Origin of the sequence: Streptomyces gilvosporeus, assembly GCF_002082195.1 — a bacterium.
In the GTDB taxonomy this organism is placed as follows: domain Bacteria; phylum Actinomycetota; class Actinomycetes; order Streptomycetales; family Streptomycetaceae; genus Streptomyces; species Streptomyces gilvosporeus.
Map to the genome: position 1 here is coordinate 5,349,952 of NZ_CP020569.1, position 24,993 is coordinate 5,374,944.

Consider the following 24,993-nt stretch of genomic DNA (forward strand, 5'->3'; position numbering starts at 1 on the left):
GGCCCCTCGGAGAAACCCTAGGTGCGCAGCATGCGCTCGATGGCCTTGGTGGCTTCCTGGACCTTGGCGTCGATGGCCTCGGGGCCCTGGACGGCCGCGTCGGCGACGCAGTGGCGCAGATGCTCCTCCAGGAGCTGGAGGCCGAAGGACTGGAGGCCCTTGGTGCTGGCCGAGACCTGGGTGAGTATGTCGATGCAGTAGACGTCCTCTTCGAGCATCCGCTGGAGGCCGCGGATCTGGCCCTCGATGCGGCGCAGTCGCTTGATGTGGGCGTCCTTTTGCTTGGCGTAGCCGTGGACGCCCGGGGCGGACGGAGTGGAATCGGTCACCGTGCCGGGGGCGGTTTTCGGCTGCGCGGTGTGGTCGGCCGCGGCGGCTGCGGCGGTGCCGTTGGTGTCGGCGTCCGTGGTCGTCATGGCCGTCTCCCGTGGTATCTAGGCGATATCTGGCGCATCCGGCGATATCGAGGCGGTCCGTTATGCGCCATTCGCGACGAGTGCGAGGTCGCGGTGGCTCATACGGGCTATCCATATACCCCTGGTGGGTATATTGTACCGAATTTTGCGGGCACCGAAGGTACCCCGTGCAGAGCATGCTGTCCGATGGGCGACACTGAAGGAATGCCGGTTAGCAGTGGCTGGATGATGCGCCTAGCATCAACCCGACCGAATCCGATGCACCCCGAGGATTTCACGTGCGATTTCGTCTGACCCCCAGGGAGACGAGCTTCTACGACATGTTCGCCGCATCCGCGGACAACATCGTTACGGGCTCCAAGCTCCTGATGGAACTGCTCGGGGCGGACGCCTCCGCGCGGACCGAGATCTCCGAACGGATGCGGGCGGCCGAGCACGCGGGAGACGACGCGACGCACGCGATCTTCCATCAGCTGAACTCGTCCTTCATCACGCCGTTCGACCGCGAGGACATCTACAACCTCGCCTCGTCGCTCGACGACATCATGGACTTCATGGAGGAGGCCGTCGATCTTGTCGTTCTGTACAAGGTCGAGGAGCTCCCCAAGGGCATCGAGCAGCAGATCGAGGTGCTGGCGCGGGCGGCCGAGCTGACCGCCGAGGCGATGCCGAATCTGCGCACGATGTCGAACCTCACCGAGTACTGGATCGAGGTCAACCGCCTGGAGAACCAGGCCGACCAGATCCACCGCAAGCTGCTCGCGCACCTCTTCAACGGCAAGTACGACGCCATCGAGGTCCTCAAGCTCAAGCAGATCGTGGACATCCTGGAAGAGGCGGCGGACGCCTTCGAGCATGTCGCCAACACCGTCGAGACCATCGCGGTAAAGGAATCCTGAGCCCCGGCCATGGATACCTTTGCGCTTGTCGTGACCATTGCGGTCGCGCTCGGTTTCACCTACACCAACGGCTTCCACGACTCGGCCAACGCGATCGCGACGTCGGTCTCGACGCGGGCGCTGACCCCGCGGGCGGCGCTCGCGATGGCCGCCGTGATGAACCTCGCCGGTGCCTTCCTGGGCAGCGGGGTCGCCAAGACCGTCAGCGAAGGGCTGATCGAGACGCCCCACGGCAACCAGGGGATGGGCATCCTCTTCGCTGCGCTGCTCGGTGCGATCGTCTGGAACCTCGTCACCTGGTACTTCGGCCTGCCGTCGTCCTCGTCGCATGCGCTGTTCGGCGGCATGGTGGGCGCGGCGCTGGCCGGCGGCACCAAGGTGATCTGGTCCGGCGTGGTCGACAAGGTCGTCCTGCCGATGTTCATCTCGCCGGTCGTCGGCCTGGTGGTCGGCTATCTGGTGATGGTCGTGATCCTGTGGCTGTTCCGTAAGGCCAACCCGCACAAGGCCAAGCGCGGCTTCCGTATAGCGCAGACGGTCTCTGCGGCGGGCATGGCGCTCGGCCACGGTCTCCAGGACGCGCAGAAGACCATGGGTGTGGTGGTGATGGCCCTGGTCATCGCCGATATCGAAAGCCCCGACGACGCCATCCCGCTGTGGGTCAAGCTGGCCTGCGCGATCACCATGTCGCTCGGTACGTACGCGGGCGGCTGGCGCATCATGCGGACGCTGGGCCGGCGGATCATCGAGCTGGACCCGCCGCAGGGCTTCGCCGCGGAGACCACGTCCGCCTCGGTGATGTACGCGACGTCGTTCCTGTTCCAGGCGCCGATCTCCACCACGCACGTCATCACGGCCTCGATCATGGGCGTCGGCTCCACCAAGCGCCCCCGGGCCGTCCGGTGGGGCGTCGCCAAGAACATCGTGATGGGCTGGTTCATCACGATGCCGGCGGCGGCGGGTGTCGCGGCGCTGGCGTACTGGCTCATCCGGCTGGCGTTCGGGTAACGCCCCGGGCGCACGCCCGACGCGCACGACGAAAAGTGGGCCCGCCCCCCGGGAAGAGGGGCGGGCCCTTCGCCTTGCGGTGGCACCGCCATGCAGCACCGCAGGACGCTTGAGGGGCGTCGGCCGGGCCTGAGCGGCTCAGCCGAAGCGGCCGGAGATGTAGTCCTCCGTGGCCTGGACCGAGGGGTTGGAGAAGATCCGCTCGGTCTCGTCGATCTCGATCAGCTTGCCGGGCTTGCCGACGGCCGCGAGGTTGAAGAACGCCGTACGGTCCGAGACGCGGGCGGCCTGCTGCATGTTGTGCGTCACGATGACGATCGTGAACCGCTCCTTGAGCTCCCCGATCAGGTCCTCGATGGCGAGGGTGGAGATCGGGTCGAGGGCGGAGCAGGGCTCGTCCATCAGCAGGACCTGCGGTTCGACCGCGATGGCGCGGGCTATGCACAGCCGCTGCTGCTGGCCGCCGGAGAGGCCGGAGCCGGGCTTGTTCAGGCGGTCCTTGACCTCGTTCCAGAGGTTGGCGCCCTTGAGGGACCGCTCGACGATCTCCTTGAGCTCGGACTTCTTGTACGAGCCGTTCAGCCGCAGCCCGGCCGCGACATTGTCGAAGATCGACATGGTGGGGAACGGGTTGGGGCGCTGGAAGACCATGCCGACGGTGCGGCGCACGGCGACCGGGTCGACGCCGGAGCCGTAGAGGTTCTCGTCGTCCAGCATCACCTTGCCCTCGACGCGGCCGCCGGGGGTGACCTCGTGCATGCGGTTCAGGGTGCGCAGGAAGGTCGACTTGCCGCAGCCGGACGGGCCGATGAAGGCCGTCACGGAGCGCGGCTCGATGGTCATGGAGATGTCGTCGATGGCCTTGTGGCTGCCGTAGTAGGCGGAGAGGCCGCTGACGTCGATTCGCTTGGCCATGGGGATCACTGCTTCTTTCGTTCGCCGCGTGGTCAGCGGTGGGTCTTGGGAGCCTTCCAGCGGGCGATGCCGCGGGCCACCAGGTTGAGGATCATGACGAAGGCGATCAGGACGAGCGCCGCCGCCCAGGCCCGGTCGTAGGCCGCGTCGGAGCCGATCTGCCACTGCTGGAACACATACAGCGGCAGCGACTGCTGGGCACCGTCGAAGGGGTTGTTGTTGATCGTCTTGGCGCCCCACACCAGGAGCAGCACCGGGGCGGTCTCACCGGTGATACGGGCGATGGCCAGCATCACACCGGTCGTGATCCCGCCGAGGGAGGTGGGCAGGACGACCTTGAGGATGGTGCGCCACTTGGGGACGCCCAGGGCGAGGGACGCCTCGCGCAGCTCGTTCGGCACGAGCTTGAGCATCTCCTCGGTGGAGCGGACGACGACCGGCATCATCAGGATCGCCAGGGCCATCGAGCCGGCGAAGCCGGACGGTCCGAAGCCGAGGATCAGGATCCACACGGAGAGGATGAACAGGCCGGCCACGATGGACGGGATGCCCGTCATCACGTCGACGAAGAAGGTGACGACCTTGGCGAACCGGCCGCGGCCGTATTCGACGAGGTAGATCGCGGTGAGCAGCCCGATCGGGGCGGCGATCAGGGTCGCCAGGCCCACCTGCTCCAGGGTGCCGATGATCGCGTGGTAGATGCCGCCGCCGGGCAGCGCGTCGGGGAGCGTGCCCATCGAGTGGGACAGGAAGTAGGGGGTGAGGACCTTGATGCCGCGGGCGACGGTCTCCCAGAGCAGGGAGGCCAGCGGGACGACGGCGAGCAGGAAGGCCATCCAGACCATGCTGGTGGCCAGCCGGTCCTTGGCCTGACGGCCGCCCTCGACGGCCGCGGACAGGACATAGGTCCCCAGCACGAAGAGCGCGGCGGCGATCAGGCCCCACTGGATCTTGCTGTCCAGTCCGGCGCCCAGGCCGATACCGCAGCCCGCACCGGCCGCGACCAGCGCGATCACCGGCGGGGCCCAGCGGGGCAGCCGGGCCTGCTTGAGGGAGACGGGGAGCGGCGCACCGCCATTGGCGACCGTGGGACGGTCCGTTACGGCGGTCATGCGGCGGCTCCCGAGTACTCCTTGCGGCGGGCGATGATCAGGCGGGCCGCGCCGTTGACGAGCAGCGTGATCACGAAGAGGACGAGGCCGGAGGCGATCAGGGCGTCCTGGCCGAAGGTGTCGGCCTCGCTGAACTTGCTGGCGATGTTCTGGGCGAAGGTGCCGCCGCCCGGGTCCAGCAGGCTCTTGCTGATCAGGAAGCTGGGGGAGAGGACCGTGGCGACGGCCATGGTCTCGCCGAGCGCGCGGCCCAGGCCCAGCATGGAGGCGCTGATCACGCCGGAACGGCCGAAGGGGAGCACCGACATCCGGATGACTTCCCAGCGGGTGGCGCCGAGGGCGAGGGCGGCCTCCTCGTGCATCTTGGGGGCCTGGAGGAAGACCTCGCGGCTGACGCTGGTCACGATCGGCAGGATCATGATCGCGAGCAGGATGCCGACGGTGAACAGCGAGCGGGCGGCGCCGCCGCCGTAGCTGAAGATGCCGGTCCAGCCGAGGTAGTCGTTCAGCCAGCCGTACAGGCCGGAAAGGTGCGGGACGAGGAAGAGCGCGCCCCACAGGCCGTAGACGATGCTGGGCACCGCGGCGAGCAGGTCGATGACATAGCCGAGCGGGGAGGCCAGCCTGCGCGGGGCGTAGTGCGAGATGAACAGCGCGATGCCGACCGCGACCGGGACCGCGATGAGCATCGCGACCACGGAGCTGACGACCGTGCCGAACGCCAGCACCGCGATGCCGAACTTCGGCTCGGTGCCGACGGCGTTCCAGTCGAACGTGGTGAAGAAGTTGGCCTTGTCGCCGGTGATGGCGATCACGGACCGGTAGGTGAGGAAGGCGGCGATGGCCGCCATGATCACCAGGAGGGCGGTTCCGGAACCACGGGTGAGCCCGAGGAAGATCCGGTCACCGGGGCGGACTGCCTTGCCCGATATGACGGCGCCGGTCCGGGGCGCCGGGGGCGGAGGCGTGTCGGATATGGAGGAGGGTGAGTTCATGGTTTCTCCGGTCTGCGGAGCCGGGCGGACGGTGAGTCCAGGGCTCCTGGCGGCGGTGCACCGGACGGGCGGCGGTCGCACCGTGGGGTGCGGCCGCCGCCCGGAGGGTCAGGAGAGCGTGGCGACGGTCTTGCGGACCTTGTCGGCGATCTCGGTGGGCAGCGGGGCGTAGCCGAGCGCCTTCAGGGCGGTCTGGCCGTCCTTGCTGGAGGTGTAGGTGAGGAAGGACTTGGTGGCCGGCAGGGTGTCGGCCTTGTTGCCCTTGTCGCAGGCGATCTCGTACGTCACCAGGGTGATCGGGTAGGCACCCTCGGCCTTGGTGGTGTAGTTGAGCTTCAGCGCCAGGTCGTCGCCCTGGCCGGCCGGCTTGGCCTCGGAGATCGCGTTGGAGGCGTTGTCGACGGTGGCCTCGACCGGGGCCTTGGCGCCGGTGTTCAGCTTGACCGTGGGGATCTTGCCGGAGGTGGCGTAGGACAGCTCGAAGTACGAGATCGCGCCGCTGGTCTGCTTGACCTGCGAGGAGACGCCGGAGGAGCCGGAGGCCGCCTGGCCGCCGCTGCCCCCCCACTTCTTGGCGGGCTCGTGCTTCCAGTCACCGGGGGCGGCGCCCTTGAGGTACTTGGTGAAGTTGTCCGTGGTGCCCGAGTCGTCGGAGCGGTGGAACGCCTGGATCTTGAGGTTCGGGAGCTTGGCGCCCGGGTTGAGCTTCTTGATCGCGGCGTCGTTCCAGTTGGTGATCTTCGAGTCGAAGATCTTCGCCAGGGTGGGGGCGTCCAGGACGAGGTTGTCCACGCCGGGGACGTTGTAGCCGATCGCGATCGGGCCGCCGACCATCGGCAGGTCTATGGCCTGGCCGCCCTTGCAGAGCTTCTTCGACTTGGCGATCTCCTCCGGCTTGAGCGCCGAGTCGGAGCCCGCGAAGGCGGTCTGGCCCTGGAGGAAGGTGGTCACACCGGCGCCGGAGCCGGTCGGCTGGTAGTTGATCTCGGTGCCCTTGCACGCCCCGGCGTAGTTCTGCACCCAGACGTCCATGGCGTTCTTCTGCGCGGAGGAGCCGGAGGCGAGCAGTTTGCCCTTGCCCTCACACTTGATGTTCGCGGGCTTGGCCGCCGAGCCGCCGGCGCCGCCGGTGCCGCTGGTGTCGTCGGAGCCGCACGCGGTCAGGGCCAGGGCACCGGAGACGGCGAGAGCGCCAACGGCGAGGGCGCGAACCCGGTTCTTGCGCTGAAGCTTCACTGTCGAGAGTTCCTTCCTGGTGCGCGCCGCTTCACCGGCGTGCTGGGGAGCGTTTTCGGGGGTGTGATGGCCAGCGCTGCTTCCAGCGTGGGCCAACCGTGTCGCGCTCGCCATGGGGGTGTGAGGCGCACTCGGCACGGCCGAAAGTAGGCAGATCAGGTGAAGTGGCCGATGGGGCGGAGTGAACGCAAGGTGAACCTCGGCCATCGGCTGGGGGTGTGCCGCGCGCCCCGAGATGCGTGTCCAAAAACGTACGGCTATAGGGGTGTGGTCGACGCGGGGAGGCGGACCGGCGGCGGGGCGGACGGCGAGTCCCCGCCCCGTCGCGCGGTGTCCGGACCCGTGCCCCGGCGGCTCCATTGTGCGGTGCTCACCGGCTCGTCGGCCTGTTGAATTACCGGCAGGTATGGCAGCATCCGCGCGGGAGATGACGACGCGAATCGGTGCGGAACGACCGGAGGTGGCTGGTGGGGAGCCAGGGGGCACGGCAGGGCGTTCGGGACGTCAGGGACGGCGGGGGCCGGGGCGTCGCACGGGGCGGCCGGGTCGTGGTGGCTACGGCCGTGGTCCTGTGCGCGATGGGGCTGCTGGGGGGCACCGCGACGGCGGCCGCCGCGGATCCCCGGCCGGGGGAACGGCGCGATACGGCTGGTGGGGCGCCCGAGGCGGCGGACAACGGATCCGCCGAGGCGTCGCTCAAGCACCTCCAGGACGTACGCAAGAAGATCGACGACCTCTACCGCAAGGCGGAGCGCGCCACCGACGCCTACAACGGGGCCAAGGAGCAGGTCGATCTCCAGCAGAAGGAGATCGTGGGGCTCGCGCGGAAGATCGAGAGCACCCGCCAGAAGCTGGCCGCCCTCAAGCGCCAGGCGGGCGCACTGGCCAGCGCCCAGTACCGCGCCAGCGGCATTCCCGCCGAGGCCCGGCTGATGCTCGGCAGCGACTCCGGCGCCTTCCTCGACGACGCCACCCTGTTCCGCAAGGCACAGCAGGCCGCCAAGGGCGTGATCACCCAACTGTCCCGGACCAAGGCCGAGTTGGACGACTATGCGCAGGCCGCCACGGACCGCTGGGAGCAGTTGGAGGCGGACCGCAAGAAGAAGGAAAGCGCGCGCCAGGACATCAAGAAACAGATCGACGCGGCGAAGAAAATCGAATCCCGGCTGGCCGCCAAGGAAAAGGCGCGGCTACTGAAGCTGGAGGACGAGCAGGCGTTCCTGGCGCAGCAGAAATGGCTCGACTCGGGCGTACTGAAGGAGATCCACAACAAAGCGTCCCGCTACGGGAAAAAGGCCATCGCCTTCGCCACCGCGCAGATCGGCAAGGACTATGTATGGGGCGCCGAAGGGCCCGACACCTTTGACTGCTCGGGCCTGACGCTGCGCGCCTGGCAGGCCGGCGGGACGACCATTCCGCGGACCTCGCAGGAGCAGTGGCGCCAGCTGCACCGGGTCCCGCTCAAGGACATGCGCCCGGGCGACCTGATCATTTACTTCGCCGACGCCAGCCACGTGGGGATGTACCTCGGCGACGGCGCCATCGTGCACGCCCCGCGCCCGGGCCGCCAGGTGACCATCACCGGCGCCGGTTCGATGCCGATCCTGGGGGTCGTACGGCCGGATGCCGAACGGGACGGGGACGAGGACCAGTAGCGGGGCGGTCGCGTCCGTGAAATCCGGGAATCGTGATCTGGGCCACTGGTAAATGACCGGATTGATCGGTATCGGGCGGTTAACCGCCCGTAACTGTCCCCGGACAGTATTCGGTCAGGCGGGGTGATGTTCGTCATTCCGCATTCCTCCCACCGCGCGCCAAACCGCAGCTGAGCCGCCGCATATGACAATGGCCGATTGCCATCGGCCATTCCAAAGCGCTTGGTTCTGGCGCTATGGTCGCCTCTCAGTGTCCGGTGGCTCCTCGCTCGCAAGACCGGCGAGCGGCGCGGAAACCGGGCACGGCGCGCCGCTCGGCGCGCCGTTGCACCCTCGGGGGGAGGGAAGGACCGAAGGAATGCCCGTACCCGTACCGCACCAGCGGACGGCCGTGCTGCCGCAGCAGGCAGGACCGGTGGATGACGCCAGCGCCGAGGCGCCGGCTGCCGTCGCACCGGTGGCGGGCGATGGCTCCCTCCACCCCATGGACGCCCCGATGACGGCGAACGGTTCCGGCCACGGCGCCGCGCCCCAGGGACTGACCCTCCTCCTCATAGGCGAGGACCCCAACAGCCCCGTCCCCGAGATGTGGGACTGGGCGGGCCGCCGGGTCCGCCTGCGCACCGCCCGCAACCTCACCGAGGCCGAGCGGCTGCTCACCACCGATGTGGACTGCATCCTGCTCGACCTGGCCCCGCCCGAGCACACCGACCGCGACACGGCCGACGCCGATCGCCCCGGTGACGAGCTCGGCGTGCTGCGCGAGGTGCTGCGGATGGCCCGTACGCAGGCCGTGCTGGTGCTCACCGCCGAAGCCGACGCCGAGCGGGCCGCGGACGCGGTACGCGTCGGCGCCCAGGACTATCTCTTCCGCGACGAGCTGGACGGCGCCGTGCTCAGCCGCGCCGTGCGCTACGCCGTCGAACGCAAACGGGCCGACCTCGCCCAGCGCCAGCTGACCGAATCGCGGATGCTCGCCCAGGAGAACGCCCGCCTGGAGCGCGGCCTGCTGCCCACCCCGCTGCTGGACGGCTCCGATCTGCGCTTCGCCGCCTGCTACCGCCCCGGCCGCAGCCGCGCGCTGCTCGGCGGCGACTTCTACGACACCGTCCGCACCCCGGACGGCACCGTCCACGCCATGATCGGCGACGTCTGCGGCCACGGCCCCGACGAGGCCGCCCTCGGCGTCGAGCTGCGCATCGCCTGGCGGGCCCTGACCTTCGCGGGGCTGTGCGGCGACGAACTTCTCTCCACCCTCCAGAAGGTGCTGGAGCACGAACGTTCCGACGACGAGATCTTCGCCACTCTCTGCACCGTCGACATCTCCCCCGACGGCCGCCGCGCGGGCCTGTGCCTGGCCGGCCACCCCGCCCCGCTGCTGGCCCGCGCGGGGCGCCCGCCGCGCCTGCTGCCGTATGAATCCGGCGGCCCGGCGCTCGGCCTGCTGCCGCACGCCCGCTGGCCGCGCCGCCAGGTCGAGCTGGGCGGCTCCTGGAGCCTGATGATGTACACCGACGGCCTGATCGAGGGCCGGACCGGCGAGGGCAACCGCCGCCTGGGCCAGGAAGGCATGACCGACCTCGTCAGCCGGCAGATGGCGGCCGGTCTGACCGGCGAGGAACTGCTGGACGCGTCGGTGCGGGAAGTACGCGATCTCAACGGCGGCGAGCTGACCGACGACGTGGCGGTCCTGCTGCTGGACCGGCGGTAGGGCCGGGGCCGCCGCTGCGGGCCGGGCCCTTACGTCTCACGGACGGGGCTCACGCCCACCCGGGCCCGGGCTCACGCCCGCCCGCTCACCGTCCGCCGTTGTACGGCCCGTACGGACCGTCCGAGCTGGAACCGCCGCGACGCGGGCCCCGGCCACCACCGGCGGCCTGGCGGAGCGCCGGGCGGACATCCACGGTGTAGACGATCACGGCGATCAGCCCGAGGATCGGCAGGAACGCATCGAACGGCATCAGGAACAGCAGCGCCGTGGCCAGGCCGAGGAAGATCAGCCACATGCCCTTGTTCTGCTTGTCGGCCGCCCGGTAGGCGTCCTCGCGCCGCATCGCGGCATCGACCAGCATGACGGCGGCGTACACGCCCAGGGCCTTGCCGACCCAGTACAGAAGGCCCATGAAGCCGAATACCAGCACGCTGCCACCACCCGTTCGATCTCTCGGTCTCGGTCTTGTGCGGCCTGTGCGGCCCCACCGTACCCAACCAACGGGCCGGGCACCCCAAGTGTGCCCGGCCCGGCTCCGCTCCCGCTGCTAGGTGAGCGATGTCACTTCGCGGCGGGCGGCGTGGTCTTCTTCGCCACCGGCTTGCGCGCCGCCGGGGCGGCCTTCTTCGACCCGGCCGCCTTGCCGTCCGCGGCCTTGGCCCCGTTGGCCGTCGCGGTCTCCCGCTTGCTCGCGTCGTGGTTCACGGTCGGCTGCGACTGCGGCTCGGACTTCGCGGCCGGCTCCGGCTCGATCGCCACCGCCAGCTCCTCGACATGGTCGGCGGTCTGACCGCGCCAGTTCTCCACCGCCCCGCGGCCGCGCACGGCCAGCTCGTCATACGTCTCGCGCACCCGCACGGCGGCTTCGGCGGCCCGGCCCACGCCCTGGAGCGCAAACTCCTGCGCCTGGTCGAGGAGCCGCTTGAGGTCGCCGTCCAGCGAACCCGCCAGCTCGGTCACCTTCTCCTGGACCTCCTTCGCACCCTTGGCGAATCGGTCCTGCACTTCCTTGGGGTCAGTGGCCCGCACCGACTCGAAGCGCTTGGGTGCCTCGACGCGGATCTTCTCGACGAGGGTCGGCACCTCTCCGAGCTTCTCGGCGGCCAGGTCGACGGCGCCCGCCGCGGCATACAGCGGGGTCGCATCGGTGAAGGTCTTGCGGAGGTCATCGGTGATGGCCATGACGTTCTTCCTCCTGGAAACGAATTCGGTTGCTCAGGTGCCGTGCGGGCCGCCGTCGGCCTCTGACTCCGGGGAGTCCGTACCGCGCCCGTTCTCTTGCCCGTCCGCAGTGCGGTCCGCGCCGCTCCCGAGCCCGTTCTCCTTACGGAAGGACTCGTAGATCTGCAGCAGGACCTGCTTCTGCTTCTCGTTCAGCGACGGATCGGTGCGTATTGCGGTCTGCACCTCGACTCCGTCGAGCCGCTGTCGCTCATCGAGGATCCCGGCCTGGACATACAGCGTCTCGGCGGAAATCCGCAGAGCCTTCGCCAGCTGCTGCAGAATCTCCGCACTCGGCTTGCGCAAGCCGCGCTCAATCTGGCTGAGATACGGGTTGGACACCCCCGCCGCATCCGCGAGCTGCCGCAGACTCAGCTGCGCCGTGCGCCGCTGCTCCCGCAGGAACTCGCCGAGATTGCCGACGTTGAGTGATGCCATGCGTACATGGTGCACGCCAGTGCTAACTATTGCAAGCAAGCGCTAGCAAAAGTGCGGGATGGGGTGGCGGGCGGCGGCGTGAGGTGGCGACCGAGCGCGGCATCAGTTCCAGTGGCCCGCGGCGGCGGTCTCCGTGACGAAGGTTTCGAAGGACCTGGGTGGCCGGCGGAGGGCGCGTGCCACGTCGTCGGAGAGCGCGGCGCCGGAGCCGTTGCGGAGGGCCGTCAGGAGTCCGGTGAGGAGTCGGGCGACGTCGGGGGCGGCGCCGGCGGCGATCTGGCGCTGGACGAAGTCCTCCGGATCGACGTCGATGTGGCGGATCGTCCGGCCGGTGGCCCGGGAGATGAGGTCGGCCGCTTCGCCGAAGCCGATCGCCCGGGGGCCCGTCAGGTCGTAGACCCGGCCGCTGTGGCGGTCTTCGGTCAGCGCCGCCACGGCGACCTCGGCGATGTCTTCGGCGTCGACGAAGGGCGTACGTCCGTCGCCGGTGGGCAGGGCCAGGGTTCCGGCGAGAATCCCCGGCCGCCAGGGGCCCTCGCTGAAGTTCTGTGCGAACCACTGCGGGCGCAGGATGGTCCAGTCGACGCCGGAGTCGCGTACGGCCCGTTCGGCGGCGTGCAGGGGATGGCCGTCTTCGCCCGCGCGGGGGGCGGAGAGCAGCACCAGGCGGCGTACGCCCGCGGTGACCGCCTCTGCCACCAGCCGGGGGATGCGCGCCCGGTGGTCCGTGCTCGCCGACAGGCTGGGCTCCACGAGATAGGCGGCGGTGGCGCCGTCGAGCGCGGGCGGCCAGCTCGCCGGGTCGTCCAGGTCGAAGGGGAGGTCACCGCCGGTGCGGGACGCGGTGCGGACCGGTAGGCCGGCGGTCTTGAGGCGCCGGGCGATACGGCTGCCGGTCTTGCCGGTGCCGCCGAGGACAAGGAGGGATTCCATGGCATCCAGGCAACCGCAGGCAGGCATGGACGATCCATGGGAGAACGTCGTCACTTCCTTTGTGATCGTCTAGCGTGGGGGCGTGGACGTCCTCAGCGATCTGCTGCATCGGGCCCGGGCCCGGAACGCGTTGGTCAGGCAGCTGATCCGGCGTCCGCCCTGGTCGCTGAGGTTCACCGAACCGCCGTCGCTCACGGTGGTGACCACGCTCGCGGGCCATGCGTCGGTGTGGCTCGATGAGGCAGGCGCCGATGGCGCGGTCACCGATGGCGTGGTCACCGATGGCGCGGGCACCGCATCCGTACGGCTCGCGGCGGGTGATATCGCCCTGATCGCCGGCCCCGGTGGATACACGATCGCCGACGACCCCGCCACCCCGCCTCAGGTCGTGATCCACGGGCGGCAAAAACGCCTCGTGGACGGGTCCACGCAGGCGCCGGACACGCAGCGGAACCTGGCTCCCCGCACCTACGGCGACGGTCTGCCCGGGGCCACGATCATGCTCCGCGGCGCCTACGGCCTCCGCGGCGACGCCGGCGACCGCCTGCTCGGCATGCTGCCGCCACTGGCGGTCGTGCCCGCCGGGCCGGCGACCCGCGCGGCACTGGACCTGCTCGCCACCGAGGCCACCCGCGACGAACCCGGTCAGGACGCCGTGCTCGACCGGCTACTGGACCTCGTGCTCGTCCTGGCGTTGCGGGCCTGGTGCGCCGGAACGGAGACGGCGCCCGCCTGGTACCAGGCGCTGGCCGATCCGGCGATCGGCGAGGCGCTGCGCGTGCTGCACGAGGACCCCGCCCGTCGGTGGACGGTCGCCGAACTGGCCTCCCGGGTCGGCATGTCCCGCGCGGCATTCGCCGCCCGCTTCACCGCGCTGGTCGGCGAACCCCCGCTCGCCTACCTCACCGGCTGGCGGATGACCGTGGCGGCGGATCTGCTCCGGGACGCCGAGACGACCGTCGCCGCCGTGGCCCGTGAAGTCGGGTACGCGGACCCGTTCGCCTTCAGCGTGGCGTTCAAGCGCATCCGGGGCGCCAGCCCGTCGATGTGGCGCCGCCGGACCCCCTGATCCCGGGGCGGCGGGGGCTGCACCCCGGGGTCCGACTGGGACGCGCCCGTCGTGCCGCCGTAACAGGTGGTCAATCAGCGCCTGGTGAAGGGGAGTTGGAGCGGGCGGGCAGCCGTGTGGTGAGCAGGACGGCGAGTGCGGGCAGGGCCGCCAGGGCGAGGAGTGTGGTGCCCATCGGGACGGCGGTGGTGTGGCCGGTGAGGGTGAGCAGCATGGTCGCCGTGGCGACGCCCAGTGCCGGGCCGGTGTTCATGGCGGTCTGCTGGAGGCCGCCGGCCACCCCCGCGTCGGCCACCGGGGCATGCCGCACGATGACGGCCGTCGCGGTGACCATCACGGTGCCGAACCCCGCGCCCAGCAGCAGAAATCCGCCGCTGAGCGCCGGCGTCGTCCAGGACCGGCCCGGGAGCGAGAGGGCGGCGAGGGCGAGGAGGAGGATGCCGACGGCCAGCAGGGCCATGGCCGCGGCGGTCGTGCGCCGCGGGCCGTGGCGGCGCTGGAGGACGGCCGAGGCGGGCGCGCTCAGGACCATCATCGCGGCCAGCGGGAGGACGCGCAGACCGCTCTGGAAGGGGTCCAGCCCGAGAACGTCCTGCAAGAAGTACGTGCCGACGAAGAGCGCGCCGAACATCGCCGCGGAGGCGGCGAGGAGGACGCCGAGCGCCGAGGCGACGGCCGCCGACCCCAGGACGCCCGGCGGCACCAGGGGGGCGGCGGCCCGCCGTTCATGCCGTACGAACAGGGCACCGGCGGCCGCGGCCACGGCGAGTCCGAGGCCGGTCGCGGCCGTCCAGCCGGATTCCGGTATGCCGACCAGGGTGTGCACCAGGGACACCAGGGCGACGGTGAGCAGGGCCGCGCCGGGGAGGTCGAGCGGGGGCCGGGCGGCTGGCGTGGACGGGGCGGGGAGGCGGACGAGGAGTGCCAGGACGCCGATGACGGCCGCGGGGACGACGTTGAGGAAGAACACGGCCCGCCACCCCAGGTGGGCGGTGAGCGCGCCGCCGATCAGCGGGCCGGCGGCGGCCGACAGGCCGATGGCGCTCGTCCGCAGCGCGAGGGGCATGCCGAGCGCCTCGGGCGGATACGCGGTCCGCAGCATCCCCAGGGTGGCCGGCTGGAGCAGCGCGCCAAAGACGCCCTGGGCGATCCGCAGGGCGATCACCCAGCCGATCCCGGACGCCAGGCCGATACCGGCCGAGGCGGCGCCGAAGCCCAGGATGCCGACGGAGAAGAGCAGTTGGTGGCCGTAACGGTCTCCGAGCCGGCCGGCGAAGACCAGCAGACCGGCCACGGCGATGAGGTAGCCGGTGCTGGTCCACTGGACCTGGGCGAAGGAGGCGTGCAGTTCGCGTTGGAGGGAGGGCTGGGCGACGGTCAGCACGGTGCCGTCGAGGGCGACGATGACGGCGCCGGTGATGCTGCCGGTGAGGACGAGACGGCGGCGGCGCCGGTGAGGGGGCGGCAGGGGTTGCCGGGATCGGGTGGGGTGCGTGAGAGCGGTCATCGGGTCGCCGCCTCCGGGCCGAGGTGGGCGTCGAGCGCGGCGCGGAGCAGCGGTTCGACGTCGTCGGTGCCCGTGGCGAGGGGGAGGCTGCCCCAGCCCCAGAGCTGGGCGATGCCGTGCAGATTGCTCCAGAGCGCGCCCGCGACGACGGCCGCCTCCGCACCCCGCTCCTCGTCCGGCTGCGGCCGCGCCCGGCCGATGAGCCCGACGAGTACGTCGAAGAGCGGCAGGCTGGTCTCGCGCAGGCCCAACTGGTTGCTCTCCAATAGGTCATGACGGAACATCAGCTCGTACATACCGCGGCGGGTGAGAGCGAAGTCCAGGTAGACGCGGGCGAGCGTACAAAGCTGTGCGCGGGCGGCGGCCCGGTCGGCGGCCTCGCGGCCCCCGTCGTCGCCCAGGGCCTCGGCGGTCCTGGCGGCCAGGTCGGCGAAGCCGCGGCGGGCGATGGCGGAGAGCAGCTCCAGATGCGTCGGGAAGTAGCGGCGCGGTGCCCCGTGCGAGACCCCGGCCCGGCGGGCGATCTCCCGCAGGGACAGCGCCTGGACGCCTTCCCGGGTGACGAGGTCGACCCCGACGTCCACCAACCGGGCGCGCAGGCCCGCGTCCTGGGCGTCGGCGGATCCGAAGGGGGTGGGGGGAGTGGCGGGAGCGGGGGGTTGCGAGGTGGGCATAGACAGTGTCTACCAGGGTGGGTAGACACTGTCTACCGAGGTTCCTGCTCCGGCGTGTCGGCGTGAGAGGCTGAAGGGTAAGAGCGACGAAAGAGGCTCACGATGAAACGCATCGGTGAGCGACTGCCGGCCTCCCCCGCACCCGCGACCGGCGCTCCGGCGCGGCCGTCGGTGTCCGCCGGCGATTGCGGCCTGCTCCTCCTCCGCCTCGCCGTCGGCCTGCTCATGGCGGGTCACGGGGCACAGAAACTCTTCGGAATGTTCGGCGGTCGTGGTCTGGCCGCCACCGGCCGGGGATTCGCCACGCTGGGCTACCACCCCGGCCGGGTGTACGCCGCCACCTGCGGTCTTGGTGAACTCCTCGGCGGCCTCGGGCTGGCCGTGGGGCTGTTCACGCCGCTGGCGGCCGCGGCGCTGATCGGCGTCATGATCAACGCCATGGTGACCGTCACGTCCCTGCACGGACTGTGGGAGACCAGCGGCGGTATGGAATACGGCATCGTCATCACGGTCGCCGCCCTCGCCGTCGCCGCGACCGGCCCCGGCCGGCTCTCCCTCGACCTCCCCTTCCGCTGGGGGAAGGGCGGCTGGCGTGAGGCGGGCTTCGCCCTGGCCCTCGGGGGTGCGGGCACCGTCGTCGTGTTGATCCTCTAGGGCCTGTCCGACGGGTCAGGGCCGGGGCGGGTGCCGATGATCACCGTGGCGCAGAGCTCGTCGGAGACGGCGACCCGGGGCAGCAGGCCGTCGCCGGCCATGGCCTCGACGGCCCGTTCGGCCTGGCGTTCACCGGTCTCGACGAGCAGACGGCCGCCGGGCGCCAGCCACCGGGGCGCCTCGGCGGTCACCCGGCGCAGCACGTCCAGCCCGTCCGCGCCGCCGTCGAGCGCCACCAGCGGTTCGTGCTCGCGGGCCTCGGCGGGGAGCAGGCCGACCTCCTCGGACGGCACGTAGGGGACGTTGGCGACCAGGATGTCGATACGGCCCCGGAGCGCGGCGGGCAGCGGGGCGAAGAGGTCCCCCTCGTACACCGCACCGCCGACCGCGGCGACATTGCGCCGCGCGCAGCGCACCGCGGCGGGCTCGATGTCGGCCGCGTACAGCTCGACCCGTTCCAGCGCCGCACCGAGCGCGGCACCCACCGCACCGGATCCGCAGCACAGATCGACGACGACGGTACGGCCGGGGGCGGGGCGGGCGGCGCGGCGGCCGAGGGCGACGGCCTGGTCGACGAGGAATTCCGTACGGCGGCGGGGCACGAAGACCCCGGGGGCGACGGCCACCCGCAGACCGGCGAACTCCGCCCAGCCCAGGACGTGTTCCAGGGGCAGACCGCCGATCCGCCGGTCCACCATGGCGGCCAGTGCGGCGGGCGTGCGGGCCGTGGCCAGGAGCAACTCGGCTTCGTCCTCGGCGAAGACGCAGCCGGCGGCGCGGAGCCTGGCGATCACGTCGGGGCGGGAGAGGCGCGGCGGGGAGCTGACGGGGGAGCCGACGCGGGAGGGGCGGCACGATGGGGACGGGCGGTGGGACGCCTGCGGGGTGGAGCGGTGGGTCGACATACGAATCCGTGAGCCTTTCGGGGCACCGAGCGGCGCTCCCGGGTCACCTGTGTCGCACGGTCACCTGTGTCCGGCGTATCCGGCCGACCGTACGGCGTGAGACGGGAGCACCTGCCTGATCTGGCGGGGAATCGGTCTCACCTCCTTGGACGGTCCACTGCGGGGACGGCAAGGTTACCCGATGCGGGCCGACGCTCCGAGGGCGCCGACCTCGCTGCGGCGAAAGGGAGTTGACTTGGAGTGCGCTCCAACTCCTAGCGTCCTGAACGGATCACGGGGAGCCCGGGATCGTTCCACAGTACGGCGCCAGGAGGCAGCAGCATGACGAACATTCCCACCCGTCACCTCGGTGAGCTGGCGGTTTCCGCGCAGGGGCTCGGCTGCATGGGGATGAGCCACGGTTACGGGGAGTCCGACGACGCGCAGTCGATCGCCACCATCAACCGGGCCCTCGACCTGGGTGTGACCCTGCTGGACACCTCCGATTTCTACGGTGCGGGGCACAACGAGGAGCTGATCGGGCGGGCCGTCGCCGGGCGGCGGGACGAGGCGGTGCTGGCGACCAAGTTCGGCTTCGCCAACCGGCTCGGCGAGCCGACCAGGATCCGTGGCGACGCCGCCTACGTCCGCGAGGCGTGCGACGCCTCGCTGCGCCGGCTCGGCGTCGACCACATCGACCTCTACTACCAGCACCGCGTCGACCCCGACGTGCCGATCGAGGAGACCGTCGGCGCGATGGCCGAACTCGTCGCGGCCGGAAAGGTGCGCCATCTCGGGCTGTCCGAGGCGGGCGCCGAGACCATCCGGCGGGCGCATGCGGTGCACCCGATCGCGGCGCTCCAGAGCGAGTGGTCGCTGTGGACCCGTGATCTGGAGCAGGAGATCGCGCCGGTGTGCCGGGAGCTCGGCATCGGCCTGGTGCCCTTCTCGCCGCTCGGGCGCGGCTTTCTGACGGGGCGTTACACCTCGGTGGAGGGCCTGCCGGAGTCGGACGTACGCCGGACCCAGCCGCGGTTCGCCGACGGCAACCTGGAGCAGAATCTGGCCATCGTGGACAAGCTCGACGAACTGGCCGCCGCGAAGGGCGTCAGCGCCGGACAGCTCGCGCTGGCCTGGGTGCAGCACCGCGGCGACGATGTGGTGCCGATCCCGGGCACCCGCCGCCAGAAGTACCTGGAGGAGAACCTCGGCGCGCTCGCCGTGGACCTCACCTCCGAGGACCTCGCCGCGATCGACGCCGCCGCCCCGGCCGGCCAGGTCGCCGGCACCCGCTACGACGCGGTGAACCTGACGTTCGTGGGCCGCTGAGTCGACGGCCGTGGGGCGGCGCCGTCCGGTCCGCGCCGTCCGCCGCGCCCGGCCGTCGGCCGTCGGTCGTCGTCCGCCGGGCGCCCGGTGCGGGTCCGCCGTCCGGTATCTACACTTTTGCCCATGGACTGGAAGCTCGAACTCGTACCGGTCCCGGTGACCGACGTCGACCGGGCGAAGCGCTTCTACAGCGAGCAGGTGGGGTTTGTCGTCGACCACGACACCCGCGTCGGCGAGGACGTCCGTATCGTGCAGCTGACGCCGCCGGGGTCGGGCTGTTCCATCGTCATCGCCGCGGGCGCGGGGGTCGCCGAGCCGGAGCCCGGTTCGGTGCAGGGGCTCCAGCTGGTGGTGCCCGATATCGCGGCGGCCCGCGCCCAGTTGGTGGCGCGGGGGGTGGCGGCCGGGCCGGTCCAGCACGTGGAGAACGGGGCGCTGGCCGACGGGCCGGGCGAGCCGTGGAACTCCTTCGTCTACTTCAGTGATCCGGACGGCAACGGCTGGGCCCTCCAGGAGCGGCCGGCCGGCGGGGCGTGAGCGGTCACATTCTTCCCGCGGGGTTCGTCAGACCAGTGACGGCGCCGAATCGGCGGCGCCGGAGGCGACGAACCCTGAGGTGAACGGCGATGACGGCACGTATTCAGAACCCGGCCACGGTCCTCCCCCACGCGTTGCAGCCGCTTTTGGGCGCGGTCAAGGCGGCGAAGGAGGGGGGTGTGCCGGAGGCGACGCTGGAGCTGGTGCATCTGCGCGCGAGCCAGATCAACGGGTGCAGCTTCTGCCTGGATCTGGGCGCCCGTAACGCCAAGAAGGCGGGCGAGACCGATGAGCGGCTGCATGCGGTGGCCGCCTGGCGGGAGGCGCCGTACTTCACCGACGCCGAGCGCGCCGCGCTGGCCCTGGCCGAGGCGGCCACCCGGCTGGCCGACCGCCCCGACCCGGTTCCGGACGCGGTCTGGGACGCCGCCGCCGAGCACTACGACGAGCGGCAACTGGCCTCCCTGGTCCTGTGGATCGGGATGACCAACCTCTTCAACCGCCTCAACGTGTCGACCCGGCAGCCCGCGGGGGAGCAGTCCTGGTAGCGGCGTCCCGGCGGCGTCCTGGCAGGGCGGCCGGGCCCTGCCGGGACGCGGGGCCGCTAGGCCCCGTAAGGGCGCGCCAGTCGCGCCGCGCGCAGGGCCAGCGCCCACCAGGTCAGCTGCCGGAGCAGGGCGTCGGCGGCCTTGGCGGCCGGGGCGGGATCGCGCAGTTCGCCCCGCTCGTCGAAGGGGTCGCCGGGCAGCGCGAAGCTGACCGTCTCGCGGACCGTGGTGGCGTGCAACTCGGCGAAGACCAGCCGGAGTTGCTCGACCGCACGCAGACCGCCGGAGATCCCGCCGTACGAGACGAAGCCCACCGGCTTGGCCTGCCACGGGGAGCGCAGCAGGTCGATCGCGTGCTTGAGCGGGGCCGGGAAGGAGTGGTTGTACTCCGGGGTGATCACGACGAAGGCGTCCGCCTGGTCGACCCGCTTGGCGAAGGACTCGTACGCCTCGGTGCCGGGGCGCAGCGTGTAGGGGCCGACGGCGTCCAGGTCGATGACGTCGACGTCGATATGGGGGTGGGACTCGGCGTGCCGGGTGAACCAGTTCGCGATGACGGGCGCGAACCGGCCCTCCCGGGTGCTGCCGACGATCACGGCGAGGGTGTGGCGCTGCTCGGAGGGGTGCTCGGACATGCGGGGATCCTTCGGGTCCGGGGCGCGCACGGCCGACCGTGCGCGGCGGCGGTGTGGCCGTCGGCCCCGACGCTAAAACCTCAAGCAATCTTGAGGTCAAGCCGCTCCCGGCCGCGCCGCGGCCCCGTCCGCCCGCGTCGCCCGCCCGCCCCGAAGGGCAGCGCCGTCACTCCGCGCCGAACAGCTTCAGCAGCTCCGTCTTCTCGAACATCCGCGCCGTGTCGATCGCCGACGGCATCCCCGCCGCCGGATCCGCACCGTGCGCGACCAGGACCTTGATGACCTCGTCCGCGCCCTTGAAGACCGCGCCGGCCAGCGGAGTCTGCCCCCGGTCGTTGGTCCGGTCGGCGTCGCCGCCGCGCTGGAGCAGGGCCTCCACGGTGTCCGCATGGCCGTGGTAGGCGGCGAGCATCACCAGGGAGTCGCCCTTCTCATTGGTCAGGTTGGCGGGTACGCCCGCGTCCACATAGGCGGCGACGGTGGCGGTGTCACCGTGCCGCGCCAGGTCGAACACCTTGGCCGCGAGCTGGAGCACCTCGGGGTCGTGCGCGTGCTCGATCGCCTCGGGCCCCTGCGGCTCGGAATTCGCGTCGCTCATGGTCGCCGGCCTCCTGCTGTGATGGGTGGTGCCCCGGTGCGCGAGGTGCGCAGGCGCACCGGGGCACATGGTCTGTCGTCGCCACCTTATGCAGGCCGGTGGGCGCGCGGCAGCGGTCGCGGCCGCCGAGTCCGGGCCGCGGCACACCGCACCCGCATCCCCCAGGTCAGAACATGTCCGGGCACCACGGTCGGCGCGCCGTGTGCAGCAGCGTGTCGGCGGTGGTGAGCGCGCCCGGCCGCTCCTCGTCGATCCGGCCCAGCGCGGCCAGCCGGGTGGCGGGCACATCGCCCAGATAGAGCGCGCCCAACTCGCCCACGTCCAGGGTCAGTCCGGCGGACCGGGTGGTCGGCGTGCAGGTGGCGCCCTCCGGGCCCGCCTCCAGCAGGAAGCGGCCGCCGGCCAGCCCGGCCCGGTCCTCGACCTGGAGGACGAGGGTGCCGGCCACCGGGTAGGTGCGGGCCTCCAGGAGGCGGGGAACGTCCAGCGGGCGCAGCCACAGATCGTCGGCGATCTCCTGGATGGCGGCCGCCCGCGGATCCCCCAGGAAGTGCGGCAGCAGATCGTCGGGGGCCCGGCGGCCGGTGTCGACCCGCTGCACCCAGTCGATCGAGCACAGGAACTGCCACAGGGCCCGTTCGGCGGCGGGCGAGGTCGCGGTCAGCCGCAGGACCCGCACGGTGGCGTCCGGCCGCCCGGCCGTGAAGGCCGCCTCGTACACGTAGCTGGCCAGGCCCTCGATCTCCCCGGACGGGGAACGGTACACGGCGTGGTGCGGGTCCAGCTTCGGGTCGTGGGACAGGCGTACCGCGCCGGTGTTCCGCAGCCACCACTGCTCGCTCCGGGAGACCGCCCCGGGCGTCCGGGCGCGGAAGCGGTCATGGAGGGCGGGGCCGAACGCACGGACCTCCTCCGCGGTGGCGAAGTCGATCCGGCCGCCGCCCTCCGGGACGGCGTGCCGCGGGTCGAGCCCGGTGCGGCGGGTGTCGATGAGCCAGCCGGCGGTGTGGGTCGCCGGGCCGAAGCCGTAGCGCCCGTAGATCGGGTACTCGGCGGCGATCAAGGTGGAGACGGCGTCGCCGCGCTCCTTGGCGGCCCGCAGGTCGTTCGCCATCATCCGGGTCAGCAGCCCGCGGCGGCGGTGGGTGGGGGAGACCGTCACCGTCGAGACGGCGTCCGCGGTCACCGGCGCCCCGCCCACCACCGTCAGCTCCTGCGCGAAGCTGCGCAGGGTGGCGACGCACCGGCCGCCGTCGTACGCGCCCCAGGTCCGCGCGGGGTCGCGGTCCTTCCTGCGGAACGCGAGGTCCTCGTCGGTGAGCGTCGGTGCGTTGAGAAAGCCCGTCAGTGCGGCCACGCACCAACCGCGGAGGTCGTCGTCGCCGATCGTCCGTATCTCTAAGCTCATGGCGGCACGCTAGTCACACAGGCCCCAGAACGTCGCGCCCGGGCCGCAGAACGTTGCGGAGGTGACAGCGGGCGGCCCCCGGCACCCCTACGGATGCCGGGACCGCCCGCCCCGCCGTCAGAACGCCGCGCGGATCTCGCCCACGCGGGCCCCGCCGCCCAGCAGCGGCACGTCCTCGATCCGCTCCAGAACGGGGTCCTCGACGCCCATCCGGCGCAGAACGCGGGCCAGGATCGGGCCCAGGGTGCGGTTCGCGCCGTCGTCGATCTTGAAGGCGAGGGCCCGGCCGTCGGGCAGGGCCAGGGCCTGAACGGCCTCGGCGCCCATCTTGGACAGCGTGCCGGGCAGCGCCTGCATCAGCCAGGTGTCCGGGCGTCGGGTGCCGGCGACGTACTCGGGGTGCGCGCGCATGGCGTCGGCCACCCGGCGCTCGGGGGTGCCGGGCGCGGCCAGGACGAAATGGCGGAAGGCGCGGGCCAGACCCGTCAGCGACAGCGACATCAGTGGCGCGCCGCAGCCGTCCGTGCCGATGTGCACGACGTCCTCGCCGCTCGCCTCCCGTACGCCCGCCAGCACCAGCTGCTGGAGCGGGTGGTCCTGGTCCAGGTACGAGTCGAGCGGCCAGCCGTTGGCGGCGCTGGCGGCCAGCATGGCGGTGTGCTTGCCCGAGCAGTTCATGGCGAGCGGGTCGCGGACGTTGCCCGCGGCCAGGTAGGACTCCGCCTCCGCCGGGTCCAGCGGCAGGTCGGGCGGCGTCTGGAGCTGCTCGGGGGTCAGGCCGTGCTCGGTGAGCATGGTGCGCACGAGGTCGAGGTGGAAGGGCTCACCGGAGTGGCTGGCCGCGGTCAGCGCCAGCCGTTCGCCCGCGAGGTCCAGACCGGCCCGCAGGACGGCCGCGGCCTGCATGGGCTTGTTCGTCGAACGGGGGAAGACCGGGGCGGCGATATCGCCCAGCGACCACTCCACGCTCCCGTCGGCGGCCAGCACGACCAGGGACCCCCGGTGACGGCCCTCGACGAAACCGGACCGGACGACCTCGGCGAGGACGGGCGAGACGGGGGATTCCGGCGACTGCGAAGGTACCGCTTCGGACATCTCGTCTGGCTCGTCGGATATCGGACGGGTCGAGGTCATCGGGCGGCCTTCCGGAGGGCTGAGGAGAACCCGTGCCCCCCAGGCTTGTGGCCGGTCAGGACAGCAGGTCGTCGACTTGTGCTTCACCTTCACGGTACCTGCGGGCAATCTCCCCGCTGCAATCGTCGGCCGTCCGCTGGAGTGACTGGCGGCGCCGGGAGATCTGCCGCTCGTAGCGGATCAGCCGCGCCATCGCGGTGTGCAGCTCCTCGTCCGTCCGCGCCCCCAGGTCGGACAGCTCCACCTCGCCGAGCATCTCCTCGGCCAGCCGGCGGTACTCCTCGCTGTGCGGGGTCCCCAGCGTCACATGCCGGGCCGAGGAGCGATGGCGCGACGGGACGTCCGTGAGGATCTCCGGGAGGCGGTCCAGCAGCGGGGAATGCGGGGTGGTGCGATGCGCCATCTCGGCCCGCAGGATGTCGATCCGGCCCTGGAGCAGCCGCCGCAGATAGCTCAGATCGGCCTCCTCCTGCTGTGAGTCGCGCCGCACCACCCGCAGCTCGGGCAGGCTCAGCCGGGGCAGATCGGGCGGGGCGACGGGGCTGAAGCGGTCACGCTGCTGCGGCGGGCGGGAGTGCTGCGCCTGGCCTGCCTGGGGCATGGAGCCATCCTCGGTGCGGGCGGGCGCGGGCTCTGGGCGAGCCGTTGCCGTGGTCGTCGGGGCGGTGGGGGGCGGTGACGGGACGGTCCCCTCGGGAGCCGCCGGTCTCAGGGCGCCCGCCGGGGACACGGCCGCGGCCGGTGCCGTCCGGCCGGCCGGTGTCGTACGGGCGGCTGGTACGGGACCGGGTGTCTGCCCGGAGCCGGCAGTGGTCATGGATCGTCCCCTCGTCCGGTGCGGCATCCAGGGCATGTTGTCCGTGAAAGGCACCACGTGCACGCATCGTGCCACTCTGGGCGGTCCGTGTGCAGCGCGAGGGCACCCGAACGGCCCTTGTGGGGGTACGGGCGTCCGAACGCCGAGACTCCCGGGGCATGATGGCGCGTATGCGAGCAGTGGTACAGAGGGTGGACGGGGCCCGCGTCGAGGTGGCGGGCGAGACGGTCGGCGAGATCGTCGGAGAAGGGCTGTGCGTGCTGGTGGGGGTCACGCACGAGGACACCCGCGAGAAGGCGGCCCAGCTCGCCCGCAAGCTGTGGTCCGTACGGATCCTTCAGGGCGAGAAGTCATGTTCGGACAATGGCGCTCCGCTCCTGGTGATCAGCCAGTTCACCCTCTACGGTGACGCCCGCAAGGGCCGCCGCCCCACCTGGAACGCCGCCGCTCCCGGCCCCGTCGCCGAACCCCTCGTCGACGAGGTCGTCACCCAACTCCGCGCCCTGGGCGCCCATGTGGAGACCGGCCGCTTCGGCGCCGAGATGAAGGTGTCGCTGACGAACGACGGGCCGTTCACGGTGCTGGTGGAGGTCTAGGGCCTTTCCGGCCCTGACCCATCGGACAGGCCCTGGCCGCCAGAGCCGGGCCGCCGGCCGGGAC

Annotated in this window: 27 protein-coding genes; 10 read left to right on the forward strand and 17 right to left on the reverse strand. The window is 71.6% G+C overall.

The annotated features are described in order from the left end of the window. Window positions 1-17: 17 nt before the first annotated feature. Window positions 18-416, reverse strand: a complete 399-nt coding sequence (locus tag B1H19_RS23905) for a metal-sensitive transcriptional regulator (RefSeq protein ID WP_083106829.1) — start codon at window positions 414-416, stop codon at window positions 18-20. Window positions 417-694: 278 nt separating this feature from the next. Between B1H19_RS23905 and B1H19_RS23910 the strand changes: the two genes are divergently transcribed. Together B1H19_RS23910 and B1H19_RS23915 are read left to right on the forward strand one after the other, a co-directional pair. Next, window positions 695-1,315 carry a DUF47 domain-containing protein gene (locus B1H19_RS23910; RefSeq protein WP_030415904.1) on the forward strand — a complete coding sequence of 207 codons (621 nt, stop codon included), beginning with the start codon at window positions 695-697 and terminating at the stop codon, window positions 1,313-1,315. A 9-nt stretch (window positions 1,316-1,324) separates the two neighbouring features. After that, window positions 1,325-2,323: an inorganic phosphate transporter gene (locus tag B1H19_RS23915; RefSeq protein ID WP_083106830.1), complete on the forward strand. Its 999-nt coding sequence runs from the start codon at window positions 1,325-1,327 to the stop codon at window positions 2,321-2,323. A 138-nt stretch (window positions 2,324-2,461) separates the two neighbouring features. On the opposite strand, the gene pstB is transcribed toward B1H19_RS23915, so the two are convergent. The 4 genes from pstB to pstS form a co-directional block, all read right to left on the reverse strand. After that, window positions 2,462-3,238, reverse strand: a complete 777-nt coding sequence (pstB, locus tag B1H19_RS23920) for a phosphate ABC transporter ATP-binding protein PstB (RefSeq protein ID WP_083109833.1) — start codon at window positions 3,236-3,238, stop codon at window positions 2,462-2,464. A gap of 32 nt (window positions 3,239-3,270) precedes the next feature. Continuing rightward, entirely contained in the window at window positions 3,271-4,350 is a 1,080-nt protein-coding gene (gene pstA / locus B1H19_RS23925) for a phosphate ABC transporter permease PstA (RefSeq protein ID WP_083106831.1), read from the reverse strand. After that, the gene (gene pstC, locus B1H19_RS23930) at window positions 4,347-5,345 is read right to left on the reverse strand and encodes a phosphate ABC transporter permease subunit PstC (protein ID WP_083106832.1); all 999 of its coding nucleotides are present in this window, start codon (window positions 5,343-5,345) and stop codon (window positions 4,347-4,349) included. The genes pstA and pstC overlap by 4 nt, the downstream gene beginning before the upstream one ends. A gap of 108 nt (window positions 5,346-5,453) precedes the next feature. Continuing rightward, entirely contained in the window at window positions 5,454-6,581 is a 1,128-nt protein-coding gene (pstS, locus tag B1H19_RS23935) for a phosphate ABC transporter substrate-binding protein PstS (protein ID WP_083106833.1), read from the reverse strand. A 578-nt stretch (window positions 6,582-7,159) separates the two neighbouring features. On the opposite strand from pstS, the gene B1H19_RS23940 reads away from it, so the two are divergent. Continuing rightward, window positions 7,160-8,236 (forward strand): C40 family peptidase, encoded by a 1,077-nt coding sequence (locus B1H19_RS23940; protein ID WP_083109834.1) that lies wholly within the window; start codon window positions 7,160-7,162, stop codon window positions 8,234-8,236. A gap of 358 nt (window positions 8,237-8,594) precedes the next feature. Continuing rightward, a complete protein-coding gene (locus tag B1H19_RS23945) occupies window positions 8,595-9,947 on the forward strand; it encodes a PP2C family protein-serine/threonine phosphatase (RefSeq protein WP_083106834.1) in 1,353 nt (450 codons plus the stop codon). 85 nt (window positions 9,948-10,032) lie between these two features. Here the strand turns inward: B1H19_RS23945 and B1H19_RS23950 are convergent, their stop codons facing one another. The 4 genes from B1H19_RS23950 to B1H19_RS23965 form a co-directional block, all read right to left on the reverse strand. After that, window positions 10,033-10,377, reverse strand: coding sequence for a DUF2516 family protein (locus B1H19_RS23950; RefSeq protein ID WP_203237215.1), 345 nt, complete (start codon window positions 10,375-10,377; stop codon window positions 10,033-10,035). A gap of 131 nt (window positions 10,378-10,508) precedes the next feature. Continuing rightward, window positions 10,509-11,129, reverse strand: a complete 621-nt coding sequence (locus tag B1H19_RS23955) for a hypothetical protein (RefSeq protein ID WP_083106835.1) — start codon at window positions 11,127-11,129, stop codon at window positions 10,509-10,511. Window positions 11,130-11,162: 33 nt separating this feature from the next. Next, window positions 11,163-11,606, reverse strand: coding sequence for a helix-turn-helix domain-containing protein (locus B1H19_RS23960; RefSeq protein ID WP_083106836.1), 444 nt, complete (start codon window positions 11,604-11,606; stop codon window positions 11,163-11,165). A 102-nt stretch (window positions 11,607-11,708) separates the two neighbouring features. Beyond that, entirely contained in the window at window positions 11,709-12,539 is an 831-nt protein-coding gene (locus tag B1H19_RS23965) for an NAD(P)H-binding protein (protein WP_083106837.1), read from the reverse strand. A gap of 82 nt (window positions 12,540-12,621) precedes the next feature. Between B1H19_RS23965 and B1H19_RS23970 the strand changes: the two genes are divergently transcribed. Further along, entirely contained in the window at window positions 12,622-13,608 is a 987-nt protein-coding gene (locus tag B1H19_RS23970; RefSeq protein WP_083106838.1) for an AraC family transcriptional regulator, read from the forward strand. 70 nt (window positions 13,609-13,678) lie between these two features. On the opposite strand, the gene B1H19_RS23975 is transcribed toward B1H19_RS23970, so the two are convergent. Both B1H19_RS23975 and B1H19_RS23980 read right to left on the reverse strand, forming a co-directional pair. Next, window positions 13,679-15,115 carry an MFS transporter gene (locus B1H19_RS23975; RefSeq protein ID WP_083106839.1) on the reverse strand — a complete coding sequence of 479 codons (1,437 nt, stop codon included), beginning with the start codon at window positions 15,113-15,115 and terminating at the stop codon, window positions 13,679-13,681. Beyond that, a complete protein-coding gene (locus tag B1H19_RS23980; protein WP_083106840.1) occupies window positions 15,112-15,789 on the reverse strand; it encodes a TetR/AcrR family transcriptional regulator in 678 nt (225 codons plus the stop codon). The genes B1H19_RS23975 and B1H19_RS23980 overlap by 4 nt, the downstream gene beginning before the upstream one ends. 102 nt (window positions 15,790-15,891) lie before the next feature. Here B1H19_RS23980 and B1H19_RS23985 point away from each other — a divergent pair, with 102 nt between their 5' ends. After that, window positions 15,892-16,443, forward strand: coding sequence for a DoxX family protein (locus B1H19_RS23985; RefSeq protein WP_083106841.1), 552 nt, complete (start codon window positions 15,892-15,894; stop codon window positions 16,441-16,443). On the opposite strand, the gene B1H19_RS23990 is transcribed toward B1H19_RS23985, so the two are convergent. Then, the gene (locus tag B1H19_RS23990) at window positions 16,440-17,348 is read right to left on the reverse strand and encodes a putative protein N(5)-glutamine methyltransferase (protein WP_083106842.1); all 909 of its coding nucleotides are present in this window, start codon (window positions 17,346-17,348) and stop codon (window positions 16,440-16,442) included. The genes B1H19_RS23985 and B1H19_RS23990 overlap by 4 nt on opposite strands. A 321-nt stretch (window positions 17,349-17,669) precedes the next feature. Between B1H19_RS23990 and B1H19_RS23995 the strand changes: the two genes are divergently transcribed. The 3 genes from B1H19_RS23995 (at window position 17,670) to B1H19_RS24005 (ending at window position 19,741) form a co-directional block, all read left to right on the forward strand. Next, window positions 17,670-18,656, forward strand: a complete 987-nt coding sequence (locus B1H19_RS23995) for an aldo/keto reductase (RefSeq protein ID WP_083106843.1) — start codon at window positions 17,670-17,672, stop codon at window positions 18,654-18,656. Window positions 18,657-18,779: 123 nt separating this feature from the next. Beyond that, entirely contained in the window at window positions 18,780-19,193 is a 414-nt protein-coding gene (locus B1H19_RS24000) for a VOC family protein (RefSeq protein WP_083106844.1), read from the forward strand. Between the two features lie 89 nt (window positions 19,194-19,282). Continuing rightward, window positions 19,283-19,741 (forward strand): carboxymuconolactone decarboxylase family protein, encoded by a 459-nt coding sequence (locus B1H19_RS24005; RefSeq protein WP_083106845.1) that lies wholly within the window; start codon window positions 19,283-19,285, stop codon window positions 19,739-19,741. 56 nt (window positions 19,742-19,797) lie between these two features. Here B1H19_RS24005 and B1H19_RS24010 read toward each other — a convergent pair whose 3' ends face one another. From B1H19_RS24010 to B1H19_RS24030, 5 genes are all read right to left on the reverse strand, one after another. Next, window positions 19,798-20,376, reverse strand: a complete 579-nt coding sequence (locus B1H19_RS24010; RefSeq protein WP_083106846.1) for an NADPH-dependent FMN reductase — start codon at window positions 20,374-20,376, stop codon at window positions 19,798-19,800. A gap of 166 nt (window positions 20,377-20,542) precedes the next feature. Next, on the reverse strand, window positions 20,543-20,974 hold the full coding sequence (locus B1H19_RS24015; RefSeq protein ID WP_083106847.1) for an ankyrin repeat domain-containing protein: 432 nt from the start codon (window positions 20,972-20,974) through the stop codon (window positions 20,543-20,545). A 166-nt stretch (window positions 20,975-21,140) separates the two neighbouring features. Next, a complete protein-coding gene (locus B1H19_RS24020; RefSeq protein ID WP_083106848.1) occupies window positions 21,141-22,382 on the reverse strand; it encodes a GNAT family N-acetyltransferase in 1,242 nt (413 codons plus the stop codon). 117 nt (window positions 22,383-22,499) lie between these two features. Beyond that, window positions 22,500-23,516, reverse strand: coding sequence for an asparaginase (locus B1H19_RS24025; RefSeq protein ID WP_083106849.1), 1,017 nt, complete (start codon window positions 23,514-23,516; stop codon window positions 22,500-22,502). Between the two features lie 55 nt (window positions 23,517-23,571). Next, the gene (locus tag B1H19_RS24030; RefSeq protein ID WP_083106850.1) at window positions 23,572-24,117 is read right to left on the reverse strand and encodes an RsiG family protein; all 546 of its coding nucleotides are present in this window, start codon (window positions 24,115-24,117) and stop codon (window positions 23,572-23,574) included. Window positions 24,118-24,503: 386 nt separating this feature from the next. Here B1H19_RS24030 and dtd point away from each other — a divergent pair, with 386 nt between their 5' ends. Then, window positions 24,504-24,929: a D-aminoacyl-tRNA deacylase gene (dtd, locus tag B1H19_RS24035; protein WP_083106851.1), complete on the forward strand. Its 426-nt coding sequence runs from the start codon at window positions 24,504-24,506 to the stop codon at window positions 24,927-24,929. Window positions 24,930-24,993 lie beyond the last annotated feature (64 nt).

Bases quoted from the DNA above. Each gene is read 5' to 3' on its own strand.
- B1H19_RS23975 (WP_083106839.1), bottom strand. From the start codon at position 15,115: ATGACCGCTCTCACGCACCCCACCCGATCCCGGCAACCCCTGCCGCCC.
- B1H19_RS23915 (WP_083106830.1), top strand. From the start codon at position 1,325: ATGGATACCTTTGCGCTTGTCGTGACCATTGCGGTCGCGCTCGGTTTC.
- B1H19_RS24030 (WP_083106850.1), bottom strand. From the start codon at position 24,117: ATGCCCCAGGCAGGCCAGGCGCAGCACTCCCGCCCGCCGCAGCAGCGT.
- B1H19_RS24010 (WP_083106846.1), bottom strand. From the start codon at position 20,376: ATGTCCGAGCACCCCTCCGAGCAGCGCCACACCCTCGCCGTGATCGTC.
- B1H19_RS23980 (WP_083106840.1), bottom strand. From the start codon at position 15,789: ATGCCCACCTCGCAACCCCCCGCTCCCGCCACTCCCCCCACCCCCTTC.
- pstA (WP_083106831.1), bottom strand. From the start codon at position 4,350: ATGACCGCCGTAACGGACCGTCCCACGGTCGCCAATGGCGGTGCGCCG.
- B1H19_RS23990 (WP_083106842.1), bottom strand. From the start codon at position 17,348: ATGTCGACCCACCGCTCCACCCCGCAGGCGTCCCACCGCCCGTCCCCA.
- pstB (WP_083109833.1), bottom strand. From the start codon at position 3,238: ATGGCCAAGCGAATCGACGTCAGCGGCCTCTCCGCCTACTACGGCAGC.
- B1H19_RS23905 (WP_083106829.1), bottom strand. From the start codon at position 416: ATGACGACCACGGACGCCGACACCAACGGCACCGCCGCAGCCGCCGCG.
- B1H19_RS23960 (WP_083106836.1), bottom strand. From the start codon at position 11,606: ATGGCATCACTCAACGTCGGCAATCTCGGCGAGTTCCTGCGGGAGCAG.
- B1H19_RS24000 (WP_083106844.1), top strand. From the start codon at position 18,780: ATGGACTGGAAGCTCGAACTCGTACCGGTCCCGGTGACCGACGTCGAC.
- pstC (WP_083106832.1), bottom strand. From the start codon at position 5,345: ATGAACTCACCCTCCTCCATATCCGACACGCCTCCGCCCCCGGCGCCC.
- B1H19_RS24025 (WP_083106849.1), bottom strand. From the start codon at position 23,516: ATGACCTCGACCCGTCCGATATCCGACGAGCCAGACGAGATGTCCGAA.
- B1H19_RS23995 (WP_083106843.1), top strand. From the start codon at position 17,670: ATGACGAACATTCCCACCCGTCACCTCGGTGAGCTGGCGGTTTCCGCG.
- B1H19_RS23945 (WP_083106834.1), top strand. From the start codon at position 8,595: ATGCCCGTACCCGTACCGCACCAGCGGACGGCCGTGCTGCCGCAGCAG.
- B1H19_RS23940 (WP_083109834.1), top strand. From the start codon at position 7,160: ATGGGGCTGCTGGGGGGCACCGCGACGGCGGCCGCCGCGGATCCCCGG.
- B1H19_RS24015 (WP_083106847.1), bottom strand. From the start codon at position 20,974: ATGAGCGACGCGAATTCCGAGCCGCAGGGGCCCGAGGCGATCGAGCAC.
- B1H19_RS24005 (WP_083106845.1), top strand. From the start codon at position 19,283: ATGACGGCACGTATTCAGAACCCGGCCACGGTCCTCCCCCACGCGTTG.
- B1H19_RS23965 (WP_083106837.1), bottom strand. From the start codon at position 12,539: ATGGAATCCCTCCTTGTCCTCGGCGGCACCGGCAAGACCGGCAGCCGT.
- B1H19_RS23985 (WP_083106841.1), top strand. From the start codon at position 15,892: ATGAAACGCATCGGTGAGCGACTGCCGGCCTCCCCCGCACCCGCGACC.
- dtd (WP_083106851.1), top strand. From the start codon at position 24,504: ATGCGAGCAGTGGTACAGAGGGTGGACGGGGCCCGCGTCGAGGTGGCG.
- B1H19_RS23955 (WP_083106835.1), bottom strand. From the start codon at position 11,129: ATGGCCATCACCGATGACCTCCGCAAGACCTTCACCGATGCGACCCCG.
- B1H19_RS24020 (WP_083106848.1), bottom strand. From the start codon at position 22,382: ATGAGCTTAGAGATACGGACGATCGGCGACGACGACCTCCGCGGTTGG.